At 49.5% G+C, this 22,797-nt stretch carries 22 protein-coding genes, 1 rRNA gene and 1 other RNA gene; 22 read left to right on the top strand and 2 right to left on the bottom strand.

The genetic code is table 11. From position 1 onward, the window contains the following. Positions 1 to 126 precede the first annotated feature (126 nt). Positions 127 to 618, top strand: coding sequence for a YwhD family protein (locus AC3WRW_RS13055; RefSeq protein WP_492546749.1), 492 nt, complete (start codon positions 127 to 129; stop codon positions 616 to 618). A gap of 182 nt (positions 619 to 800) precedes the next feature. Here AC3WRW_RS13055 and AC3WRW_RS13060 read toward each other — a convergent pair whose 3' ends face one another. Beyond that, on the bottom strand, positions 801 to 2,825 hold the full coding sequence (locus AC3WRW_RS13060) for a transglycosylase domain-containing protein (protein ID WP_492546769.1): 2,025 nt from the start codon (positions 2,823 to 2,825) through the stop codon (positions 801 to 803). Positions 2,826 to 3,212: 387 nt separating this feature from the next. Here AC3WRW_RS13060 and speE point away from each other — a divergent pair, with 387 nt between their 5' ends. From speE to argS, 5 genes are all read left to right on the top strand, one after another. Beyond that, positions 3,213 to 4,040, top strand: coding sequence for a polyamine aminopropyltransferase (speE, locus tag AC3WRW_RS13065; protein ID WP_492546750.1), 828 nt, complete (start codon positions 3,213 to 3,215; stop codon positions 4,038 to 4,040). 234 nt (positions 4,041 to 4,274) lie between these two features. Continuing rightward, positions 4,275 to 4,517: a hypothetical protein gene (locus AC3WRW_RS13070; protein WP_492546751.1), complete on the top strand. Its 243-nt coding sequence runs from the start codon at positions 4,275 to 4,277 to the stop codon at positions 4,515 to 4,517. 535 nt (positions 4,518 to 5,052) lie between these two features. Next, positions 5,053 to 5,556 (top strand): DinB family protein, encoded by a 504-nt coding sequence (locus AC3WRW_RS13075; RefSeq protein ID WP_492546752.1) that lies wholly within the window; start codon positions 5,053 to 5,055, stop codon positions 5,554 to 5,556. Between the two features lie 205 nt (positions 5,557 to 5,761). Continuing rightward, positions 5,762 to 6,172, top strand: coding sequence for a YwiB family protein (locus tag AC3WRW_RS13080; RefSeq protein ID WP_492546753.1), 411 nt, complete (start codon positions 5,762 to 5,764; stop codon positions 6,170 to 6,172). A 5-nt stretch (positions 6,173 to 6,177) separates the two neighbouring features. After that, complete coding sequence (argS, locus tag AC3WRW_RS13085; RefSeq protein WP_492546754.1) at positions 6,178 to 7,851, top strand: arginine--tRNA ligase; 1,674 nt, start codon at positions 6,178 to 6,180, stop codon at positions 7,849 to 7,851. A 79-nt stretch (positions 7,852 to 7,930) separates the two neighbouring features. Here the strand turns inward: argS and AC3WRW_RS13090 are convergent, their stop codons facing one another. Beyond that, entirely contained in the window at positions 7,931 to 9,097 is a 1,167-nt protein-coding gene (locus AC3WRW_RS13090; RefSeq protein WP_492546755.1) for a S8 family peptidase, read from the bottom strand. Between the two features lie 388 nt (positions 9,098 to 9,485). On the opposite strand from AC3WRW_RS13090, the gene rpoE reads away from it, so the two are divergent. The 16 genes from rpoE to AC3WRW_RS13170 all read left to right on the top strand — a co-directional run. Then, a complete protein-coding gene (rpoE, locus tag AC3WRW_RS13095) occupies positions 9,486 to 10,067 on the top strand; it encodes a DNA-directed RNA polymerase subunit delta (RefSeq protein WP_492546756.1) in 582 nt (193 codons plus the stop codon). A 314-nt stretch (positions 10,068 to 10,381) separates the two neighbouring features. Beyond that, positions 10,382 to 11,983, top strand: a complete 1,602-nt coding sequence (gene pyrG, locus AC3WRW_RS13100; protein ID WP_492546757.1) for a CTP synthase — start codon at positions 10,382 to 10,384, stop codon at positions 11,981 to 11,983. Between the two features lie 156 nt (positions 11,984 to 12,139). Next, on the top strand, positions 12,140 to 12,532 hold the full coding sequence (locus tag AC3WRW_RS13105) for a response regulator (protein ID WP_079418635.1): 393 nt from the start codon (positions 12,140 to 12,142) through the stop codon (positions 12,530 to 12,532). Between the two features lie 132 nt (positions 12,533 to 12,664). Next, a complete protein-coding gene (gene fba, locus AC3WRW_RS13110) occupies positions 12,665 to 13,519 on the top strand; it encodes a class II fructose-1,6-bisphosphate aldolase (protein WP_171685310.1) in 855 nt (284 codons plus the stop codon). Between the two features lie 239 nt (positions 13,520 to 13,758). Then, complete coding sequence (murA, locus tag AC3WRW_RS13115) at positions 13,759 to 15,018, top strand: UDP-N-acetylglucosamine 1-carboxyvinyltransferase (RefSeq protein ID WP_492546770.1); 1,260 nt, start codon at positions 13,759 to 13,761, stop codon at positions 15,016 to 15,018. Between the two features lie 69 nt (positions 15,019 to 15,087). Then, positions 15,088 to 16,392, top strand: coding sequence for a transcription termination factor Rho (gene rho / locus AC3WRW_RS13120; RefSeq protein WP_492546758.1), 1,305 nt, complete (start codon positions 15,088 to 15,090; stop codon positions 16,390 to 16,392). 42 nt (positions 16,393 to 16,434) lie between these two features. Beyond that, positions 16,435 to 17,709 (top strand): radical SAM family protein, encoded by a 1,275-nt coding sequence (locus AC3WRW_RS13125; RefSeq protein WP_492546759.1) that lies wholly within the window; start codon positions 16,435 to 16,437, stop codon positions 17,707 to 17,709. A gap of 120 nt (positions 17,710 to 17,829) precedes the next feature. Continuing rightward, positions 17,830 to 18,027: a 50S ribosomal protein L31 gene (gene rpmE, locus AC3WRW_RS13130; RefSeq protein ID WP_029197218.1), complete on the top strand. Its 198-nt coding sequence runs from the start codon at positions 17,830 to 17,832 to the stop codon at positions 18,025 to 18,027. 91 nt (positions 18,028 to 18,118) lie between these two features. Next, positions 18,119 to 18,529, top strand: coding sequence for a hypothetical protein (locus AC3WRW_RS13135; RefSeq protein WP_492546760.1), 411 nt, complete (start codon positions 18,119 to 18,121; stop codon positions 18,527 to 18,529). Positions 18,530 to 18,597: 68 nt separating this feature from the next. Then, positions 18,598 to 18,861, top strand: an RNA gene (gene ffs / locus AC3WRW_RS13140) — signal recognition particle sRNA large type. 162 nt (positions 18,862 to 19,023) lie between these two features. After that, on the top strand, positions 19,024 to 20,760 hold the full coding sequence (gene dnaX, locus AC3WRW_RS13145) for a DNA polymerase III subunit gamma/tau (protein ID WP_492546761.1): 1,737 nt from the start codon (positions 19,024 to 19,026) through the stop codon (positions 20,758 to 20,760). Positions 20,761 to 20,785: 25 nt separating this feature from the next. Then, entirely contained in the window at positions 20,786 to 21,097 is a 312-nt protein-coding gene (locus AC3WRW_RS13150) for a YbaB/EbfC family nucleoid-associated protein (protein WP_167054480.1), read from the top strand. Positions 21,098 to 21,142: 45 nt separating this feature from the next. Then, a complete protein-coding gene (gene recR / locus AC3WRW_RS13155) occupies positions 21,143 to 21,739 on the top strand; it encodes a recombination mediator RecR (RefSeq protein WP_127457620.1) in 597 nt (198 codons plus the stop codon). A gap of 138 nt (positions 21,740 to 21,877) precedes the next feature. Then, complete coding sequence (locus tag AC3WRW_RS13160; protein ID WP_492546762.1) at positions 21,878 to 22,165, top strand: DUF2508 family protein; 288 nt, start codon at positions 21,878 to 21,880, stop codon at positions 22,163 to 22,165. Positions 22,166 to 22,168: 3 nt separating this feature from the next. Then, on the top strand, positions 22,169 to 22,438 hold the full coding sequence (locus tag AC3WRW_RS13165) for a pro-sigmaK processing inhibitor BofA family protein (RefSeq protein WP_492546763.1): 270 nt from the start codon (positions 22,169 to 22,171) through the stop codon (positions 22,436 to 22,438). Positions 22,439 to 22,731: 293 nt separating this feature from the next. Beyond that, positions 22,732 to 22,797 (top strand): 16S ribosomal RNA (locus tag AC3WRW_RS13170); the annotation flags it as partial.

Raw genomic sequence — 22,797 nt, forward strand, 5'->3', positions numbered from 1 at the left:
TTCGTTCGCTTGAAAAAGAGGGCTTTGGCCAAGCGCCGTTCCTCTGCTCTTGTTCTCATGGAGGACTTTAGCTACAATGAAAGCAAAGCGTTATTTTAACATTACGAAAGAGTGGAAGGTGCCCTTATGGAAGCGGATAAAAAGAAGCTGGCCTTAAATATAGTAAGCTCCAAAGTCAATCACAAAGGATTCGGCGCCGGAGCGATCGATCTTAGCAACGTTTCGGGAATTATTATCGACGGGGATGAAGCTTATCTCGATGAAGGTACGCTACACGCGAAGAGTAAAATTGAGAAAGGGATCAAATTCTCAACGAACAAAGAGGATGTGCCGAACGGACGCAAAGCGTGGATTGTCTGGGTGGCGGTCGACCGCGCCGAAGAGGGAGCGTACTACGCCGGAATGTCGGCATGCGAGATGCTGATCGACACCGAAGCGCGCAGAGGCTGGAAGATTCTGGCCGACCACGTAAACAAGATGGATGGCGCCATGAAGCGCAAATTCATTCTTGACGGCTTGTCCGACAGCGAGCGCGCAGCCTTGAAAAAACAGCTGATCGCCCACAACGAAGAATGGTGGAACCGCTCGGATCAAGCGCTGAAAGATGCCCTTTCGTAATTGTACCAAGCCATAATTTGAAGTTATGAACATTATGTGTCATCCATTGTTACGTTCATGTGAACCGGGTATACTAGACCCTAGTGTATGTTACCTCATATACTAGGACAGCAAAAAGGCAGACTAAGACGCGCTTAGTTCTGCCTTTTTGTGTTTTCCGGAAGCTGTGTGGGGAAGGCGAATCAGTCGTTCCACCAGCGTTTGATATCATTCCACCAGGAGCTGTTCTGGCCTTTTGACGAATCTTTCTTATCTCCGCCCGAAGCGGGCTTGGCGGGTTTGCCCGTGCAATACGTCGTTGGCTCCGTGCCGGCAATAAAAGCCTCAAGACGGGAGTTCGGGCAGTCCTCATTAGCCAGTTTTCCGCTCGCGGGATCAATATAGACGCTTGCTACACCTTCCGGAATTTGGAACAGCTTAGGCGGTATGGCCTCCAGCGTTTGTTCCGTGAATTCGGCGAAAATCGGCGAAGCCAGATGCGACTCGACGGTTGAGATGTCCCGGTCCTTGTCATAGCCGACCCATACGGCTGTCGCCAGCTCGGGCGTGAAGCCGACCAGCCAAGCGTCGGTGTCGGTCGTGCCGGTTTTGCCGGCGATCGGCCGTTTGATCGTGCTGGCTACGCGGTTGCCTGTGCCGCCCTCCTCGAATACGCTCTCCATGAGATTCGTCATCACATAAGCAACGGGAGGGTTCAGCACTTGCTCCGTTTTCGGATGAGCCTCATACAGAATGCGGCCATTGGCATCCTCAATGCGCATAATCGCAGTCGTTTCCTTATGCACCCCTTGATTCGCAATCGTGCCAAAAGCCGAGGCCATTTCAAGCGGGCTAACAGGGAAGGAACCGAGCGCTAGTGACGGCAATGGTTTCATTGGAGAATCGATGCCCAGCTTGCGGGCCAGATCGATGACCTTCGCAGGGCCGACATCCAGAATCGTATGGACCGCATAGATGTTGTCCGATTTGGAAATCGCTTGCCGCATATCGATATTCGCATTCACATATTGGTCGTTGAAATTTCTCGGCGTGTACCGCTGGCGCCCTTCATCGTACGTGAATACCGTCGGCTCGCTTTTCACTTGAGTGACGGGGGTATAACCGTTTTGAAGGGCCACCATATACACGATTGGCTTAAAAGAGGACCCCGGCTGCCTCGTATTCGACAAGGCCCGATTAAACTGATTCTCGGTATAGTCGCGTCCGCCGACCATCGCTTTGATTTCCCCGGTGCGCGGGTCAATGGCAACGAGGGCGGCTTGCAGATCGGGCTTGCCGCTAAGCTGCTGGGTGACGACATTTTCGGCGATTTCCTGCGCCTTCTTGTCGAGAGTCGTGTAGATGCGTATGCCGCCCTCGTCGAACTGTTCCTCAGGGATACCGAGCTTTTCCGTGGCCAGCGCCCGCACATAATCCCGGAAATAAGGGGCTGCTGCGGGCTTTTTCTTCGTCAGCGGTTGAATCGTCAGCTTCTCTTTGCCGGCGGCATCTGCCGCATCCTGGGTGATGAAGCCGCTGCGCACCATCGTTTGCAGCACGATTTTTTGCCGGTCCAGGGCGTTTTTCATATCATAATAGGGTGAATAGTATCTCGGCCCTTTCGGGACACCGGCAATCAAGGCGCTCTCGGCTAACGTCAATTCGCTGGCGTGCTTGCCAAAGAACAGTTCGGAGGCCGTTTCGATGCCATAGGTCGAATGACCGTAGTATATTTGATTCAAATAATCCGCAAGAATTTCATCCTTGCTTAGCTGCATTTCCAATTGGATTGCAAACATCGTTTCTTTGATTTTACGCGTCCATGTACGGTCGTGATTCAAGTATAAATTCCGCGCTAACTGCTGGGTTATCGTGCCTGCGCCCTGCACCTTCGCCATCGCCTGCACATTGACAATCGCCGCCCGAGCTACCGCCTTCACGTCGACGCCGAAGTGATCGTAGAAATGCTGATCTTCCACAGCGAGTGTTGCTTTTATGAGATATGGCGAAATGTCATTCAATGCGACCACCTGCCGGTTTTGTCCGGAATAGAAAGTGTCGATGAGCTCGCCATGCGTATCGAACATTTGAGAAGTTTGCAGCATCTTGGTCACTGGCAGCGTCTGTGCGCGCAAATACACGAAAAAGACAGCCGCAGCAATGAGTAGAAGGACGCAGGAAGTGAAGAAAAAGGAGAACATCTTCTTAATACGGCGCATCCATCGCATAGACGCAGGTATCTCTTGCTCCTTTGCTTTGTGCGGGCTGCCTTTGGATGGCTGACGGTTGTTTTCATTTTCGGACACGGATTCCTACCTCCTTGCTTCTATGGATGACGAAGTCTTTTACCCTTATACCCCAAAGGCTCTATTACCCAGTATGGAAAAGCATGGAAGTCCGTATTCAACAAATTGTAAATTTTTTTTATGAAATAGGTAAAAGCCCTAGGAAATTATTGCATTTTGGGGGTAATGAACTATAATACAATTTGTGCGTATGAAGGGACGGGAAATTCTAGCGGTCCTTGCATGACTTTTCCAACCGGTGGAACACTGTTAGAGATAACGAATGCCAGTCATTATTCATCCAATATAGAAGCGAAAGAAGGTATGAACATGGATTTATGGTACACAGAGAAACAAACGGACAGCTTCGGTATTACAGCGAAAGTAAAAGAGACTTACGTGAGAGAGCAAACGGACTTTCAAGACCTTGCGATGATCGAAACCGAAGAGTGGGGCACGATGCTGACGCTTGACGGCATGGTTATGACAACCGTAAAAGATGAGTTCGTATATCATGAAATGGTGGCGCACCCAGCGCTTGTTACTCACCCGAACCCTGAGAACGTGCTTGTTGTAGGCGGCGGCGACGGCGGAGTGATCCGTGAAATCATGAAGCATCCGAAAGTTAAAAAGGCCGTTCTGGTCGACATCGACGGGAAAGTTATCGAGTACTCCAAAAAGTACCTGCCAACAATTGCCGGCGAACTGGACAACCCGCGCGTTGAAGTTATCGTAAACGATGGCTACATGCACATTCATGATCACAAAAATACATACGACGTCATCATGGTCGATTCTACGGAGCCTGTTGGTCCGGCGGTCGAACTGTTTACCAAAGGTTTCTACCAAGGTATTTATGACGCGTTAAAAGAAGACGGAATCTTCGTTGCGCAAACGGACAACCCTTGGTTCAAAGCCGATTTGATCCAAACGGTAAACCGTGATGTAAAAGAAATCTTCCCGATCGTACGCGTATACAGCGCGAATATCCCTACGTACCCAAGCGGTCTGTGGACATTCACGATGGGCAGCAAAAAGCACGACCCTCTTCAAGTTGAAGAAGCGTCCATTCCGGAATTCCCAACGAAGTACTACACAGCACGCCTGCATAAAGCAGCGTTCATTTTGCCTAGATTTGTTGAAGATTTGATTAAATAATCGAAAAAAGCCGTCAGCCGTCTTGGAAACAAGGAGTTGGCGGCTTTTTTGTGTTGATTGGGGGGAGGGGGCGGGGAACGAGCGGACGAGTGAATGGGTGGAAGGACGAACGAGCGTAGGCGACGAGTGAACGAGTGGAAGGAAGAACGAGCGTGGGGCGACGAGTGAACGAGTGGAAGGAAGAATGAGCGTGGAGCGACGAGTGAACAGGTGAACGGGCGAACAGGCGAATGAGTGAACGGACGGATGGAAGGACGGGCGACGGCGACGGCAACCGCAACGGCAACCTCAACCTCAACTCCAACCCCGACCCCCGAGGGCAGCCATTCTTTTACGGACACAGAAGGCGTTATTCCGCCAATTCAGATTTATGTGAGGAGCTATCGGACTGAGCAGCCGTTGGTTAAAGGCAGTTCATGGTCATTAGCGGCTCGTGAGTCCGTAAGCTGTCAATCCTATCCCATTAGCAGCAAATAGAGTTATCTCAGTCCGTTAGCCCACAGATTATGCTCACAGACGGTGTCCTAGCAGTCATAGCATGAAAACTACCAAAGGCAGCTAACTAGTTAAAGTACCATAATCCCACCAACAGCAGCTCAACAGTCAACCATCCCAAGCATCCACCAGCACCTGCACCCCGAACTCCGCCCCCGCCGGAGCCATTCTTCAACTAGTTAAAGTATCATAATCCGACCAACAGCAGCTCACCAGTCAGCCCTCCCAAGCGCCCCACCTGCACCTGCACCCCGAACTCCGTCCCCGCCGGAGCCATTCTTCAACTAGTTAAAGTACCATAATCCCACCAACAGCAGCTCACCAGTCAACCATCCCAAGCGCCCCACCTGCACATACCACCCTACACGTGGGGTGTGAGGGCGTCACCAACTAGCAACTCCGCCCAAAAAATCCCCCTGCGGCTACAAATGCTGCCACACTGATGTCAGTGTCGTTCCGATATACTAGCTACATGAAGTGAAAAGAAACCAATCCAACATTCCTGGAGGTAATTTACATGTTTACAACCGTAGAAAGCTTTATTAACGAGTACCAACGGGAGTCGAAGACAACACAGCAACTGCTCGATACCTTAACTGACGCGTCCTTGAACCAGCCGCAAGCCGAAGGCTACAGGCCGCTTGGTTATATAGCGTGGCATTTGGTCCACACAGATCGCGGCATGCTGCTTGGAACCGGCCTGAAGTTCGAAGCGCCATCCGCGGCCAGCATGCCGCCATTGGAAGCCGCAGCCATTGCCGATGCCTACCGGGCAACAACAGCCGGCATTCTCGAAGCGGTCCGCACGCAGTTTACGGATGCTAAGCTGCAGGAAGTTGTGAACATGTTCGGCATGCAATGGACGATTAGCGAAACGCTGTTCGCCTACCTGAAGCATGAAATTCACCATCGCGGGCAGCTCACCATCTTGATGCGTCAAGCGGGATTGCCTGTTATCGGCGCCTATGGTCCTGCCAAGGAGCAGTGGGCCAGCATGGGAATGCCGATCCCAGCCCTATAATAGCGAACAAAAAGCCTCAGTTTTCACGATATCGTGAAATTTGAGGCTTTTTTGCGTGAGACAAGCCCTGTCTTCGACGGCGTTCCACAAACCAGACGTGGCAATGCATTGAATTCGTCGATCCTTTCATATAAACTAATACCTAACTTGCCTTATCTTGACATAAGGTGCAAAGAGGACCTGCAGAATAGGAGAATGACGAATCATGACGGATAAAGCGCGCGTGCGCATTCGCATTGAAAGTCGGAGCGGGAGCGAGACAACGGTGCAGAAGGCGCGGGGAGAGCTCTACCGCAAAGGCACTCACACCTACATTCGCTATGAAGAAGAACCCAGCGAGCTTGGACGAACGGTGACGCTCATCAAGCTGGAAGAGAATCAAATCCGCATCGTCCGCCAAGGAGACGTACAAGCGGAGCAAACGTTTGTGCCCGGCGAGAAACGAATCGGATTTTATCATACGCCGCAAGGCCGCTTGGAACTCGAAATCGACACGCATGAGCTGACAAGCGAGGCCGATCACGGCATCGGAATCACACGATGGAAATATGATTTATATGCCTCCGGCACGCACGCGGGGACATACAGGATTAAGTTGTTAATTCAGGAGGAGTAGGAAGAATGGACGTATTAAACGAAGTCAAAGTCATAGTGAAACAAGCGATCGCAGACGCAGTTGCTGCTGCGGGGATTGTGGATGCGGCGCAACTGCCGGAAATTATTCTTGAAGTGCCGAAGGAGAAAACGCACGGGGATTTCGCAACGAACATTGCGATGCAGCTGACCCGGATTGCGAAGCAGAATCCAAGGCAAATCGCAGAGCAGATTATTGCGAATCTGCAGAAGGATAAAGCGAATATCGCAGAAGCCGAGATCGCCGGACCGGGTTTTATTAATTTTAAAATGAATAAAGTATACCTTTACCCTGTCATTGCGGATGTTCTTAAACAAGGGGAGCGTTACGGAGCGAGAAACGTAGGTAAAGGGCTTAAAGTGCAAGTTGAGTTTGTCAGCGCCAACCCGACAGGTTCTCTTCATTTAGGACATGCCCGCGGGGCGGCCGTCGGCGACGTGCTGTGTAACGTGCTGGACCTTGCAGGTTACGAAGTTTCCCGGGAGTACTACATTAACGATGCGGGGAACCAAGTCGTGAATTTGGCCAAATCGATCGAAGCCCGCTATTTGCAAGCGCTGGGTCAAGAAGCTGAAATGCCGGAAGACGGCTATTTCGGAGAAGATATCAAAGGCTTTGCGGCAGATCTTGCCGCAGAGGAAGGCGATCGCCTGCTCAGCTTGCCTGAAGAGGAGCGCCGCGTGTTTTTCCGTTCTTATGGCTTGAAAAAGGAACTCGACAAAATCAAACGCGACTTAAGCCGTTTCGGCGTGCGTTTCGACAACTGGTTCTCCGAGACGTCGATCTATGAAGACAATCTCATTCCGCCGGTGCTGCAAGAACTGCGCGCTAATGGACATATCTATGAAGAAGAAGGCGCGACATGGCTGAATACCACTCCGCTGGGCGACGACAAGAACCGCGTGTTGATCAAGAACGACGGCTCCTTCACGTACCTGACGCCTGACATCGCGTACCACCGCAACAAATTCGGACGCGGCTTCGAGCGCCTGATCAACATTTGGGGCGCCGACCACCACGGGTACATCCCGCGGATGAAAGCGGCCATGACGGCGCTGGGCTTCGAAGCGGATCGACTCGTCGTCTTGATCGCGCAAATGGTGAGCCTTTTCCAAAACGGGGAAAAGGTCAAAATGTCCAAGCGGACCGGCAAAGCGGTCACGATGGAGGATCTCATGGACGAGGTCGGCGTGGACCCGATCCGTTATTTCTTCGCGATGCGCAGCATGGACTCGCATTTGGATTTTGACATGGACTTAGCGGTTTCCCAGTCCAATGAGAACCCGGTGTACTATGTGCAGTACGCGCATGCACGGATCTGCTCGATCTTCCGCCAGGCAGAAGAGCAAGGCATCGCGGTGCTCCCGCTGGAGCAGGTGGACCTGCACCAGCTTTCCTCGGAAGCCGAGTTCGACTTGCTTCGCAAGATCGGCGAGCTTCCGGAGGAGATCGCCATTGCGGCGGACCAGTACGCGCCGCACCGGATGATCCGCTATGTATACGAACTGGCGAGCCAGTTCCATAGCTACTACAGAGGCCACTACGTCATCACAGAGGACGCAGCCTTGACTCAAGCGCGCCTTGCGCTGCTCGGCGCGCTGCGCACGACCCTGGCCAATACGCTTCGCGTGGTTGGCGTATCCGCACCGGAGCGGATGTAACCCGCTCAGCCATCATGAACACCAAAAAGGAGTTAAGCCGGCAATACGCGGCTTAACTCCTTTTATGTTTCGCCCAGCCTCACACCTGCCTCGCAGCTCGCAAGGCCCGCCGGGCATTGAGATGCCCGGGCTGCCAGCGCTTGCTCTCGCGCTTGTTAAAGCCAATCGCGCAGCGGCGCAGCACGCTTTTGATTTGCTGCGGCGACAAGGGCTTGACGGACAGCATCAAGGCGATAACGCCGCTGACATGAGCGGTAGCCATCGAAGTGCCGCTGAGCTCGTTGTATTTGCCGTGAAGCCAGGAGGAATAGACGCGTTCTCCCGGTGCATAAATATCAATTTGTTTGCCGCGGTTGCTGAAAGGAGCAATACGGCCCAGCCGTGTTGTCGCTCCTACGGAGACGACCTGCGGGAAGCGGGCGGGGTAGTCGATCGTTTTTCTTTTGCCGTCATTGCCGGATGAGGCAACAATGACTTTGCCTCTGTAGTAGGCGTTCAATACCGCTTGCTCCAGAGCACGGTTGTATGACTTCATGCCAAAGCTCATATTGATAATATCGAGATCGTTGTTAACGCACCAATCGATGCCGGCAATAATGTCTGACACATAAGCGCTTCCGCTGTGGTCGAATGCTTTGACGGGATGAATGATGGACCTGGGCGCTACGCCGATGATGCCTGTTTGGCGGCCGGTTGCCGCGATGGTGCCTGCAATATGCGTACCATGGCCGTTATCATCAAAAGGAAGCATACTTTGGTTTAAAAGATTGATTCCCCTTGAGATTGAATTCCTTAAGTCAGGGTGATTGTAGTCGATCCCGGTGTCGATGACGCCTACCCGGACGTTTAAACCTAAAGACTTGTTCCAAACTTCAGGCGCCCCAATTTGATTAACGCCCCAGGGGATTGTATTGGAGCCTGAACCGGATTGCGCGCTGGCTCGCTTGATCGTGGGTTTGCTCCTGATCAATTGATGAACGGAAACTTTCGTATCTTCTTCAATGACCGGGCAGCCAGCAGAATGCTTGAGTTTCGAATCGGGATGGAGCGTGCAGGAGAAGGCGTGAATGATGTCTAGAGCACGGACCTTGGAGAGGTTGCTGAGCCGGGATCTCATTCGCTTTAGCTGGGATTTGCATGCGTAGTAGTCCTTAGCCGATGAGAAACGGATCATGTGCTTTTTGCCGGATTGCTTGGTGAGTCCGATTTCCTCATGCAGCAAATGAAGAAAGGTGGCTATATCCATACGTGCCATCCCCCCATGACAACTTAGAATCGAGTCTCCCCTATCTTATGTACAGGTCACCTCTTCTGACCGTGTGATAGCCTTTATAGAAATAAATGGGTGCGAAGCCGTGTCAGATGAGCTGTTTTTACATAGGATAAATAGAGAGGCGCGAGCAGGAGTGTCTCTTCCTCAGGTAATGGAAACGGCCGTGACTCGTTCACATCGTTTCCTTAGGATACAGTCACAAGCGAAGGGGGACCTTCGCTTGTATTCATTTTAGGCAGGCTGTCTGAAAGGTTTTTTGAGGGTAGTTGCAATTTTAGAAAAAATAGGTTTTACTTAATGAAGATATTGGATAAGGTAGATAGAAGAAGTGAAGAAGACGGTCGAAAGGGATGTGCCTTAGATGAGTAGCGAATACACACTCAAAATCACCACAGAACAAGCACGCGAAATGCCGATGGTGGATTTGGCGTTTGAATTACTGAAGTCGGCGAATACGCCGTTTTATTACCGTGACTTGATGGCAGAAATTGCAAAAATTAAAGGGTTGTCCGAGCAGCATGTGATGCAAGTGATTGCCCAACTATATACGGAAATCAACATCGATGGACGTTTTGCCTGCGTAGGTACGAACCTGTGGGGCTTGAAACGCTGGTATCCTGTCGAGAAATCAGACGATGCGGTTGGCAACGCGAAGCGTCCGAGAATCATCAACGACGAAGACGACGATCTGGATGAAGACATCTACGCTGAGGAAGAAGATACATACGCTGAGGAAGACGAGTACGATGCGTTTGGTACGGAATCCGAAGAGGAAGAAGCCGAAGAGGATACGGAATTCTTCGAGGATGAAGAGATGGAAGAGGATCTTGGCGAAGAGGGCATTGAGGAGTCCGACGATGAGGAAGATGACGATTTGGACGACGATGCCGATCTGGATGAAGACGATTCCGATTTGGATGACGAGGAAGACGACGACAAATAACTTGTCTTGACAGCCGCTGCCCGTTCAGAGTAAACTATTGCATGGGCTTTAAAAGAATCTTAACAAATCGCGCAAGCGTTCAAAAAAGTGCCCCGTCACTACGGGTGTCACTTTTTTTTGTTTTCAGGCTGTTTTTTCACCATATTTTCATGAAAACCCTCATTTGGTAGAAACTAAATCCGAGGCAGTGGCATCACGACAACGATAGCGAATGCTTACGCTGTAAGCTTTTTGCATAGAAAGACAGTTGGCCAACAACCAGCTCGAGCTCACGACGCCAGTTATCTGGCGAAAACTAAAAGGAGGCGTACATAGTGACAAAATACATTTTCGTTACGGGAGGCGTAGTTTCTTCCCTTGGCAAAGGAATTACGGCAGCTTCCTTAGGAAGACTGCTAAAGAACAGAGGTCTGAAGGTTACGATTCAAAAGTTCGATCCGTACATTAACGTGGATCCGGGGACCATGAGTCCTTACCAGCACGGTGAAGTCTTCGTAACTGATGACGGAGCGGAAACGGATTTGGATTTAGGCCATTATGAACGTTTCATCGATATCAACCTGTCCAAAAGCTCCAATGTAACTTCAGGTAAAGTGTATTCCTCCGTTATTACCAAGGAACGCAGAGGGGAATATCTCGGGGGAACCGTTCAGGTTATCCCGCACATTACGAATGAAATCAAAGATCGTGTCCTGCGCGCAGGCCGCGAAGCGCAATCGGATGTTGTCATTACGGAAATCGGCGGTACGGTCGGCGATATCGAGAGCCTTCCTTTCTTAGAAGCCATTCGTCAAATGAAAAATGATATCGGCCGCGAGAATGTAATGTACATTCACGTTACGCTGATTCCTTATATTAAAGCGGCCGGCGAAGTGAAAACCAAACCGACGCAGCACAGTGTGAAAGAACTGCGCGGCTTAGGCATCCAGCCTCACGTTATCGTTTGCCGCACCGAGCACTCCTTGACAGAAGAGATGAAGCGTAAGCTTGCATTGTTCTGCGATATTGATCCGGCGGCTGTGATCGAGTGTAAAGATGCGGAAACATTATACGAAGTGCCGATGATGCTTCGCGAGCAAGGACTTGACGATTACGTCGTCAATCACCTGAAGCTCAAAACGAACGAGCCGGATATGGCTGAGTGGGAAAGTCTGGTTCGCAAAGTGAAGTCCTTAACGAAGAAAACCGAAATCGCGATCGTAGGGAAATATGTTGCTTTGCATGACGCTTATTTGAGTATTGTTGAAGCCCTTGGACATGCGGGCATTGATAACGACTCCGAGATTAGCATTCGTTGGGTCAATGCTGAAGAGGTTTACGATCATAACGTAGATGAGCTGCTTTCCGGCGTTCAAGGCATTCTGGTGCCTGGCGGATTCGGCGATCGCGGGATTGAAGGCAAAGTATCCGCTATTCGCTATGCGCGTGAGAAGAAAATTCCATTCTTCGGTATCTGTCTGGGTATGCAAGTGGCTGTTATCGAGTATGCGCGTTCCGTTTCCGGTTTGGATGGTGCGAACTCCTCCGAGATCAACCCGACGACTCCTTATCCGGTTATCGATCTTCTGCCTGAACAGAAGGATATCGAGAATCTTGGCGGTACGATGCGTCTCGGTCTGTATCCTTGCAAAATCGTTCCAGGTTCTTTGGCGGAGGAATGTTACAATGACGAGCTTGTTTATGAGAGACATCGTCACCGCTACGAATTCAACAATGAATACCGCGATCTGATCGAATCTGCCGGCTTGCGCATTTCCGGTACTTCGCCGGACGGCCGCTTGGTCGAAATGGTCGAGCTTCCAGGCCACCCTTGGTTCTTGGCGGTGCAATTCCATCCGGAGTTTACATCGCGTCCGAACCGTCCGCAGCCGTTGTTCCGTGAGTTTGTGAAGGCGGCTCAAGGTATCAAGCACTAATTGGCGAGGCCAAGCGCCTCCTGAAAAACAACTTATTTGTAAAAGTTTTCAATTTGGCCGTCCCTCTTGAAGGAAAATGGAAATGGATAGCGAATACCTTATCTACTGTGAAGTGCAGGGGATTTGCTATTCGTTTTTCGGGAGGGAACTAGGCTGATGAAGAAGAAAGTACTGATTGTCGATGATCAAAATGGAATTCGCGTACTGTTAATGGAGGTATTCAGCAACGAAGGATACGATACTTATCAAGCCTCTAATGGTAAACTGGCTTTAGAAATCGTCAAAAATTCTTCGCCTGACCTACTATTATTGGATATGAAGATTCCCGGAATGGACGGCCTTGATATTTTGAAGCATGTGAAAGCCATCGATGCCTCTATCAAAGTAATTATGATGACGGCTTATGGTGAGCTGGATATGATTAAAGAAGCGACGGATCTGGGTGCCATTATGCATTTTACGAAGCCGTTTGATATTGATGAGTTGCGCATGGCGGTTAATATGCAGTTAAATAATGAATCTAGCAGCGGTTTTGCGGTGGGATCCTAGTCATAGGGTCTTTTTTTGTGGCTGAGAAGCAAGGGCTTGGTTATCATTTGAAAATATATGTGCTATAATAACTCAGGTATGACAAGAGCGGTCTACGCAAAACTACAAAAAGGTTCTAGGAGGAAGAGAAACATGGCATTGGTTTCAATGAATGAGTTTTTACCTAAGGCAAAAGCGAACAAATTCGCGGTAGGTCAGTTTAACATGAACAACCTTGAATTTGCTCAAGCGATCGTGGAAGCTGCAATGGAACTGAAATCCCCTTTCATTTACGGTGTAAGCGAAGGCGCACTGAAATATATGGGTATCGAATTTACAGTAGCAATTGCGGAAGCAGCGGCTAAGAAATCCGGTTTGCCGATTGCTTTGCACTTAGATCACGGCAGCTCCTTTGAAGTAGCAATGAAATGTATCCGCGCAGGATTCAGCTCCGTTATGTTCGACGGCTCACACTATTCATTCGAAGAAAACATCCGCTTGACGAAAGAAGTTGTTAAAGCTGCTCGTGCAATGGGCGTATCCGTTGAGGGTGAGCTTGGAACAATCGGCGGTGTTGAGGATGACATCTCGGTGGACGAAGAGCATGCTAACCTTGCAAAACCAGAAGAAGCGATCCGCTTCTACGAAGAAACAGGCGTTGACTGTCTGGCTATCGCAGTAGGTACTGCACATGGTATGTACGCTGGCGAGCCTAACATTCACTTTGATATTATCGAACAAGTTTCCAAAGCGATTCCAGTTCCGGTTGTATTGCACGGCGGATCCGGCGTACCTGACGAAATGATCCGCAAATCGATCGCAGCAGGCGTTGGCAAAATCAACGTTAACACTGAAAACCAAGTGGCATGCACAGAAACGATCCGCGCGGCTCTGAACAAGGACGCAAAAATTTATGATCCTCGTAAATATCTCACCCCAGCTCGTAACGCAATGGTCGAAGTTGTAAAATCCAAAATTCAATTGTTCGGTAGCAGCAACCAAGCTTAATTATTAATTGTATAGATGCAGTAGGAAATGCAGTAAGACGCAGACGAAGGATGGAGAAATCCATCGTTTGTGTTCTTACGGGCGTTTCCTTCTTCTGTTTTTGTCTTTTGTTCTTCATGGAAGCTGTAAGCGTTTTTTATTATCATTTTTTTTATGTGTCAATAGAGCCCTTTTTATGTTCATAGAGTTGTAGAGTTTGCATTGGCTGAAAGGCACCTGGATTTAGGGGGAGAACGATGTTGGAGAAATTAATGGTGGTCGGGGGACGTCCACTGCGAGGGACTGTTCAAATTAGCGGAGCTAAGAATAGTGCAGTTGCACTTATTCCAGCTGCGATTCTTGCTGAAACGCCGGTAACGTTGGATAATCTGCCGCATTTGAGTGATGTGGCTACATATACAGAAATTTTGACAGACTTAGGGGCTACAATCGATTGGAATGAAGACCGGATGACGATTGATCCGAGCCGGATGAAATCCTTGCCGATGCCCAATGGGAAAGTTAAGAAATTGAGAGCCTCCTATTATTTGATGGGAGCGCTGCTTGGAAGATTCGGTGAAGCAAACATCGGTCTCCCGGGCGGATGCAATTTCGAACCGCGTCCGATCGATTTGCATATCAAAGGTTTTGAAGCATTAGGAGCTCAAGTGAGCAATGAAAATGGCGCTTTAAGAATTCGGGCTAAAGAGCTGCGCGGCGCGAAAATTTACTTGGATATGGCGAGTGTCGGCGCGACGATTAACATTATGTTGGCGGCCTCGCGCGCGAAAGGCAACACGATTATCGAAAACGCGGCGAAAGAGCCTGAAATTATAGATGTGGCTACACTTTTAAACTCGATGGGTGCGAAAATTAAGGGAGCCGGTACGGATACGATCCGGATCGAAGGGGTAACGGAAATGCATGGCTGCCGTCATTCCATTATTCCCGACCGCATCCAAGCGGGGACGTATATGATTGCTGCAGCGGCTACGCGCGGCGATGTAACCGTGGACAACGTCATTCCTAAACATATGGAGGCTTTGACGGCGAAGCTTCAAGAAATGGGTGTACATATCTACGAAATGGATGAGTCCATTCGTGTAGTAGGTCAGCCGGAATACTCAAGCGTCGATGTAAAAGCATTAATTTACCCTGGGTTTGCAACCGATTTGCAATCTCCGATGGCAAGCCTGCTGTGCCAAGCCAGAGGTGTCAGCATACTTACGGATCATGTGTACAGCAACCGCTTCAAACACATCCCAGAGCTTGTGCGTATGGGAGCGAAGATGAAAGTCGAAGGACGTTCCGCGATTATCGAAGGTTCTCAGCTCAGCTCGGCTAAAGTCAGAGCCACGGATTTGAGAGCGGGAGCTTCACTTGTGCTTGCCGGTCTTAGCGTAAGAACGGGCGGTATCACGGAAGTGTCAGGCGTTGAGTTTATTGACCGGGGGTATGAGAACTTGGTGTTCAATCTGTCTTCCCTTGGTGCCGAGGTTTGGCGCGAGAACGCAGATTAAGGAATAAAGTTCCATACAACAGGCAATGCTAGAATCCAATTGAAAATTTAATAGTTTGGTGGTTGAATCATGAGCATGCAGCTTGCTGAGCTTGAAGTACTCAAGCTTACTGAATTATATAAACTAGCTAAGAAACATCAGATTCCATATTACGGTACGCTGAAGAAAAAAGAACTCATCTTTGCAATTTTACGTGCACAAGCTGCTGAGAGTGGTCTAATGTTTATGCAAGGTGTTCTTGAGATCCTTCAAGAGGGCTTCGGTTTCTTGCGTCCAATTAACTATCTTCCAAGCTCAGAGGACATTTATATTTCTGCGTCCCAAATTCGCAAATTTGATTTGCGCTCCGGGGATATTGTCTCGGGCAAATGCCGTCCGCCTAAGGAGAATGAGCGCTATTTCGGGCTTCTTCAGGTTGAAGCGGTCAATGGCGAGAAGCCGGAAACGGCCGCTGAGCGGCTTCATTTCCCGGCGTTGACGCCGCTCTATCCGGACAAGCGCATTACCCTGGAAACGGAGCCTAACAAATTATCCATGCGTATCATGGATTTGCTTGCTCCAGTAGGGCTGGGTCAACGCGGTTTGATTGTAGCGCCTCCTAAAGCAGGGAAAACATTGCTGTTGAAAGAGATCGCCAACAGTATTTCCACCAACTACCCGGACATTGAGCTTTTCGTTCTGCTTATCGATGAGCGTCCGGAGGAAGTTACCGATATGCAGCGTTCTGTGAAAGGTGAGGTTGTTGCATCTACGTTCGATGAACTGCCTGAGAATCACATTAAGGTTGCAGAGCTAGTCCTAGAGCGCGCTATGCGTCTAGTTGAACATAAGAAAGACGTTGTTATCCTGCTGGACAGCATCACGCGCTTGGCCAGGGCGTACAATCTTGTCGTTCCGCCTACAGGCCGGACGCTATCCGGGGGTATTGATCCCGGTGCCTTCCATCGTCCGAAGCGTTTCTTCGGGGCTGCCCGTAACATCGAGGAAGGCGGCAGCTTGACGATTCTCGCCACCGCGCTTGTAGAAACGGGTTCGCGTATGGATGACGTCATTTATGAAGAATTTAAAGGGACAGGGAATCTTGAGCTTCATCTGGATCGTAAAATGGCGGAGCGCCGTATTTTCCCTGCGATCGATATTCGCAGATCCGGTACGCGCCGCGAAGAAGCGCTTCAAGGCAAAGAAGAGCTCGAGAAAATTTGGGCACTTCGCAAAGGCATGAACGATTCCCATGAATATACCGAATCCTTCATCAAGAAGCTTGCCGAAGCGAAGACGAATCAAGAGTTCCTGGACTCATTGGCATCTCCTTCAGCCGGCGGTTCATCATCAGGTGGTGCAAGCAAAGGGAAAGTGAAAAACTCTGCATCCTAAAGCGATGCGGAAGATGCTTAACGCATATAGAGGAGTACCGTTATGAATTTGGTTTATTCAGACTCACAAGGAAACGTGTTCGATCATCCGGATTATCTGGCGCTTGGTCGAAACGCGGAAATGATCACAGAAATTATGGAAGACGAGCTGATTCCGCTGCCCGAAGGGGCGACGCTTGTTAGTCTTCCGTTCACAAGACCGGTAGGCATTGATGCCGAGACTGGCGAGATGAAACTCGTTCCGGGCGACTATCATGCCGTTGGCGCGCTGCTGCCGCAGGGCTTCACGCGTCTGCTGCTTCCCGGCTATGTCAAATCGGACAAGACCAAGGCACTGCCGCTGTTTGGTTATACCGCCGTTGTATGGAAGGATGACGCTTTCTATGTAGCCGCTCGTTTGACGGATAATCCGTACTTCTGGAATCCGATTCATTGCGATGTTACGGAACTGGAATCCCAGGTCAAGACCTTGACGGCCAAGTATCCGGAAAATCGCCTGTATGCCCACTTGTCGAACTGTGCGCTCGGCTATGAGTGTCTGACGGCTTCCAATACGTTTCTCCAGCGTTGGGAAGGGGCCGTTCCGGTCTCCTATTCCTGCAACGCCGGCTGCTTCGGATGCATATCGGAACAGCCCGATGAGAGCGGCTTCGTGGCGCCGCAGACGCGGATGAATTTCAAGCCGCAGATCGAAGAGATCACCCAAATCATGCTGGAGCATCTGCGCACACCGGAGAGTATTATCTCCTTCGGTCAAGGCTGTGAAGGGGAGCCCAGCACACAGGCTGCGCTCATTATTCCGGCTATTAAGCAGGTGCGCGAGCAGACGAAGATGGGCTACATTAACATCAATACGAATGCCGGGCTGACAGACCATATCCGCGGCATCGTGGATGCAGGGCTTGATCTGATGCGGGTTAGTACGATCAGCGCGTTGGATGATCACTACAATGCTTACTACAAGCCAAGAGCGTATACGCTCAAGAATGTAGAGAAATCTCTGCGCTACGCTACCGACAAAGGTGTCATTACCTCGATCAACTATCTCGTTTTTCCGGGCGTAACCGATCGGGAAGAAGAGATTGAAGCTATGATCGAATTCGTGCGCAGAACGGGTTTGAAATTAATTCAATTGCGCAACCTGAATATTGATCCTGAAAGCTATTTGGGGATTATCCCTAAAGCTCGCGGCGAGCTGCTGGGCATGAAGCAAATGATCGAGATTTTTGAGCAGGAATTGCCGGATGTTGTGCTTGGATCTTACTCGCATACGCCAAAGTTCTACACCAGCGACCGGAATGCGACATTGGTTCTCTAAGAAAGAGTCTTCCCGTTGTTTTTTCCATTGCAATAGAACTTCCGGGTATGCTACAATGCAAAAGTACGTCCATTAACTCTGTTTCAGCAAATGATTCAGGGCGGAAAGAGGTGAACCAACATGAAAGCAGGTATTCATCCTACTTATCATGCAACCACAGTGACTTGCGCTTGTGGTAATGTGTTCGAAACGGGTTCAATCAAGCAAAATCTTCGCGTTGAGATTTGCTCCAATTGCCATCCTTTCTACACTGGTAAACAAAAGTTTATCGATGTAGGCGGCCGTGTCGACAAGTTCAAAAAGAAATACGGAATCTAATTGGTATCAATTTCTTTGCTGCCAATCAGCATAAGACATCCTTCCTTGGTCATCCTAAGCTTAGACTTAGAGGCCAATGGGAGGTGTTTTTATGTTCAGGGGTATGCTTAGAATAACAGCAGCCATCCTGCTTGCCATGAGCTTGGTTGGTTGCGGAATTAGTTCGGACAACAAGAATCCGCCGCAGACGAATGAGGCCAAGTATAAAGCGCAGCACTACAAGAAGGACGGCTATTTGGGAATCACAAGTGTGAATCCGAACGATCCGCTTAACCCTACGTATCATCATTATGAGGACGATGCGAATGTAATGAAGGGTGTGCTCGCACAATTTCAAGGAATTGAGAAATCCAATATTGCCATTAACGGACCGAATGCTCGGGTGAAAATAAAACCGAAACCGGATATGACGGCGGCTCAGGTCGAAGAGCTGCTTTCGCAAGCCAGAAATGCCTTGGTGACGAATATGCCACGGTACAAAATTACGGTGAAACCGATGTAGGAAGCCGGACTCAGGTAGATTTTACCCCTTAGTTGCTATTTGAATAGGAATCGGCTATACTATTTTTACTGTGCTAGACGGGGAGGTAGCGGTGCCCTGTAACTCGCAATCCGCTGTAGCGAGGTTGAATTCCTGTTAGCGGTACTGTGATGTGAGGTCTGGCTCTTACACGTGGTGTTGAGAGTTGGGTCCTTCGCAATGGATGCTCATGAACCCGGTCAGGTCTGGAAGGAAGCAGCCGTAAGTGAGATGTTTCATGTGCCGAAGGGCTGCCTGACTTGAGCTAACGATAAGAGTACGCTTGTATCACTTTATCAATAACAGGTGCACGGTTTAATGATGAACCTAATACGAACTTGAACTAGAACGCCATCTCGCAGGGCGTTTTTTCTTTTGTCCGGGTAAGCCTATGCTTGATCCTCTATTTCATCCCCAGGTGGGTTATAGTATAATGGATTCAGCATTCCACGCAGGGATTATTGGAGAGGAACACTATGGCACATATTGCTCTATATCGAACGTGGAGGTCTCAGACGTTTCGTGAAGTTGTCGGTCAGAAACATATCACGCAGACACTGCAGAATTCTTTGCGGGAAAATCGCCTTACCCATGCTTATTTGTTCAACGGTCCTCGGGGAACAGGGAAGACAAGTACGGCCAAAATATTAGCCAAAGCGGTTAACTGCTTAAACGGCCCGGCTGAGGAGCCTTGCAACGCTTGCTCCGCATGTGAACGGATTACGGATGGCGCTGTCATGGATGTGGTTGAGATCGATGCCGCTTCCAACCGCGGCGTTGAAGAAATTCGGGATATTCGGGATAAAGTGAAGTATGCCCCTACCGAAGTCAGACAGAAAGTCTATATCATTGACGAAGTGCACATGCTCACCACGGAGGCTTTCAACGCCCTGCTTAAAACGCTTGAGGAGCCGCCGGCCCATGTCATGTTCGTCTTAGCGACGACCGAGCCGCATAAGATTCCGGCAACGATTATTTCCCGTTGCCAGCGTTTCGACTTTCGGCGGGTTTCGATGGATGATCAGGTGCAGCGGCTGACATATATTTGCGATCAGGAACAGATCTCGATTAACGAGGAAGCTCTTCATTATATTGCACGGCTATCCGATGGCGGAATGCGCGATGCGCTTAGCCTGTTGGATCAGGCGGCGTCTTTTGCGACGGGTGAAGTGCAGCTCTCAGATATTTTGTCCATCACCGGCGGTGTGGCTTCCGATCAATTCAAGAAGCTCGTGCTCTGCATTAAGGAGAAGAATCTTGGAGCCGCGCTGGAGCTGATCGATACGTTTATGCAGGAAGGCAAAAGCGCTGACAAATGCATCGAGAATTTGATTGACTACTTCCGCGATTTGCTTATGGTTCGCATGGTTCCTAATTCGCCCGTCATCGCAGAACGCGTTTTTGATATGCGTGAGCTCAGCGAGGTTGCCAGTCACTTCACGCCAAACGAAATGATGGGTATGATTGAAACGCTGAATCATTATCAGAGCGAAATGAAGTATTCCGTACAGCCCCAAACGCTGCTCGAAATTTCCATTATGAAAATGTGCGGCGGCCACAGAGGCGAAGGCAGTACGGCTGTAAGCCAGGCGGCGGATGCAGCCAGTCGGATGCCTCAAAGCGATCTTATCGCGCAAATGAGCCAAAAGCTCAAACAACTTGAAGATCAGATAGCCGGACTGGTAAAATCGGGAGTAACGGGTGCGCCGGCTGAAGCGAAGCCGGCCCCGAGAGTGCCGGTGGCTTCGGCGCCATCTAAGAAGTCAGGCATCAAACTGGATGGTTACTTGAAAGCTTCGGAAGGTCCGGAAACCAAGGCGGCTTTAATGAAATGGAGCCAGGTACTGGGTCTGGTCAAGGAGAAGAAAATTACCGTCCATGCTTGGTTTGTGAATGGTGATTTGGTATCGATGCTGGACGATGTGGTATTGGTTGCTTTCAAAAACGAGATGCACCGCAACACCACGGAGAAACCGGAAAACAAGCTTATTATCGAGCAAGTGCTGACCTCTGTGTTCGGCAAGCCCATGCGGCTGCTTACGGTTATGCGCAAAGAGTGGGACGACGCCAAGAATGATGCGACCAGCTCCCCGCCTGAAGTCATGGAACTCGTGGCGGAGGAGGGTAGTCCCGGAGCTCCTCCCAAGGAAGAGTGGATCTCCGAAGCGATTCAATTGTTTGGCGAATCGTTAGTAACCATTAAAGAAGACTAGACTAAATACAAAGGAGCAAACGACTATGAATAACATGAACCAAATGATGAAGCAAGTGAAGAAAATGCAAGAGCAAATGATGAAGGCTCAAGAAGAACTAGGCACAAAAATTATTGAAGGTACAGCTGGCGGCGGTGTTGTTACTTGCGTCGTAAACGGACATAAGAAAGTGCAAAGCATTACAATCAAGCCTGAAGCTGTTGATCCGGACGATGTTGAAATGCTGCAAGATCTCGTGCTGACAGCAGTAAATGATGCAATGGCCAAAGCGGAAGAAATCGCCAACAAAGATATGGGCAAATTTACCGGCGGAATGAACATCCCTGGCTTGTTCTAGTCGCAACCATGAGCTACAAATCTGAAAGATGAGGGAGAACTTCCTTTGTATTACCCCGAACCGATTTCCAAGTTAATCGATGCTTTCTCCCGTTTGCCGGGAGTAGGCCCCAAAACGGCGGGGCGCCTTGCCTTTCATGTGCTTCGCATGAAAGAAGAAGACGTGATTGATTTCGCGAAGGCGCTCGTCAATGTGAAGAGGAATCTCCACTATTGTTCAGTCTGCTGCAACATTACGGATGTTGATCCATGCCGGATCTGCCAAGACAAGAACAGGGACGGTTCTGTCATTTGCGTCGTGCAGGAGCCGAAGGACTTGGTCGCTTTGGAACGGACCAAAGAGTTCGAAGGCTACTATCATGTTCTGCATGGTGCGATTTCCCCAATGGAGGGGATCGGACCCGATCAAATTCATATCGCAGAATTACTCAAGCGGTTGGGGGATGAAACCGTGCAGGAGTTAATTTTGGCAACGAACCCGAATATCGAAGGCGAAGCTACGGCCATGTACTTGTCCAGATTAGTGAAACCATTCGGTCTCAAGGTTACGCGTATCGCACACGGACTGCCTGTGGGTGGAGATTTGGAATATGCGGATGAAGTGACGCTGTCCAAAGCTATGGAAGGCCGCAGGGAATTATAAATGGATTACTGTAAAAAGGGGGCTGAAAAGCTCTCTTTTTTGTTTATATAAAAGAAGTACATAAGTTCTAAATATTCCTTTCCTCCCATATGCATAAGGATAGATTAACCCGCATTTGGGCCATGGAGGAGTTGCAGAATGAGACCAGCATTATTAGGCATGTACGGACGGAAAAATCCACAATCCAAAAAGAGCGTGAAAGAGGAGCTTTTGAGGGACAAGCAGATGCTGATTCAAGAAATTCGTACGGCTCATGCCAATTGGGTGGCGGCTCAGGCGCATTTTGAATTTGCATTGGACAAGGATCAGATTGATTATGCCATCTATGCGATGGAAGCCGCAGAAAAAAGATTTGAAATGTTAATCAAGCAAGCTAAAAAGTTAAATCTGAGCATGATTGATACGGATCGATTATTGGAGGTGTAGAGCGTGTATATCAAATATGCGGTATGGGGATTACTCGTGCTGTCCTCACTAATGCTGTTTGTTACTGTTTTGCGTAACCGTGGCGGTGGGAGGCTGTTATCTGCTCTGGGATTAAATGTTGTTGTGGCGGCATTTCTCCTGTACACATTGAATCTGCTGAGTGCTTACACGCATATGGACTTGCCGATTAATACGGCTACGATAGGGACGGTAACGGTTCTAGGCGTGCCTGGGCTTCTGCTCCTCGTAGGCTTGAAATTAACCTTGCTTTAGGTGGGAAAAAAATACAGTGGTTTCATGGGTTGACTCAACCGAAGTATCTGTGGTATCTTATAAAAGTTGCCGCTGGGACATGCGGGAATAACGAGTAACTTGAGAAAAACAAGTTGCAAAGTAAATGTAAGTATGGTATATTGGTCTTCCGGCTTTCGAAAGAGAGCGGGTTGGACAAGAAGGACATTGATCTTTGAAAACTGAACAACGAGTGAGTAAGCACAGTCGAGCAATCGACTATAAATGAGATGAATAATCTCGCTAGCAAGTCAATGAGTACAATCAGATTTTCTTTTATGGAGAGTTTGATCCTGGCTCAGGACGAACGCTGGCGGCGTGCCTAATACATGCAAGTCGAG

The organism is Paenibacillus sp. FW126-R14, assembly GCF_058789495.1.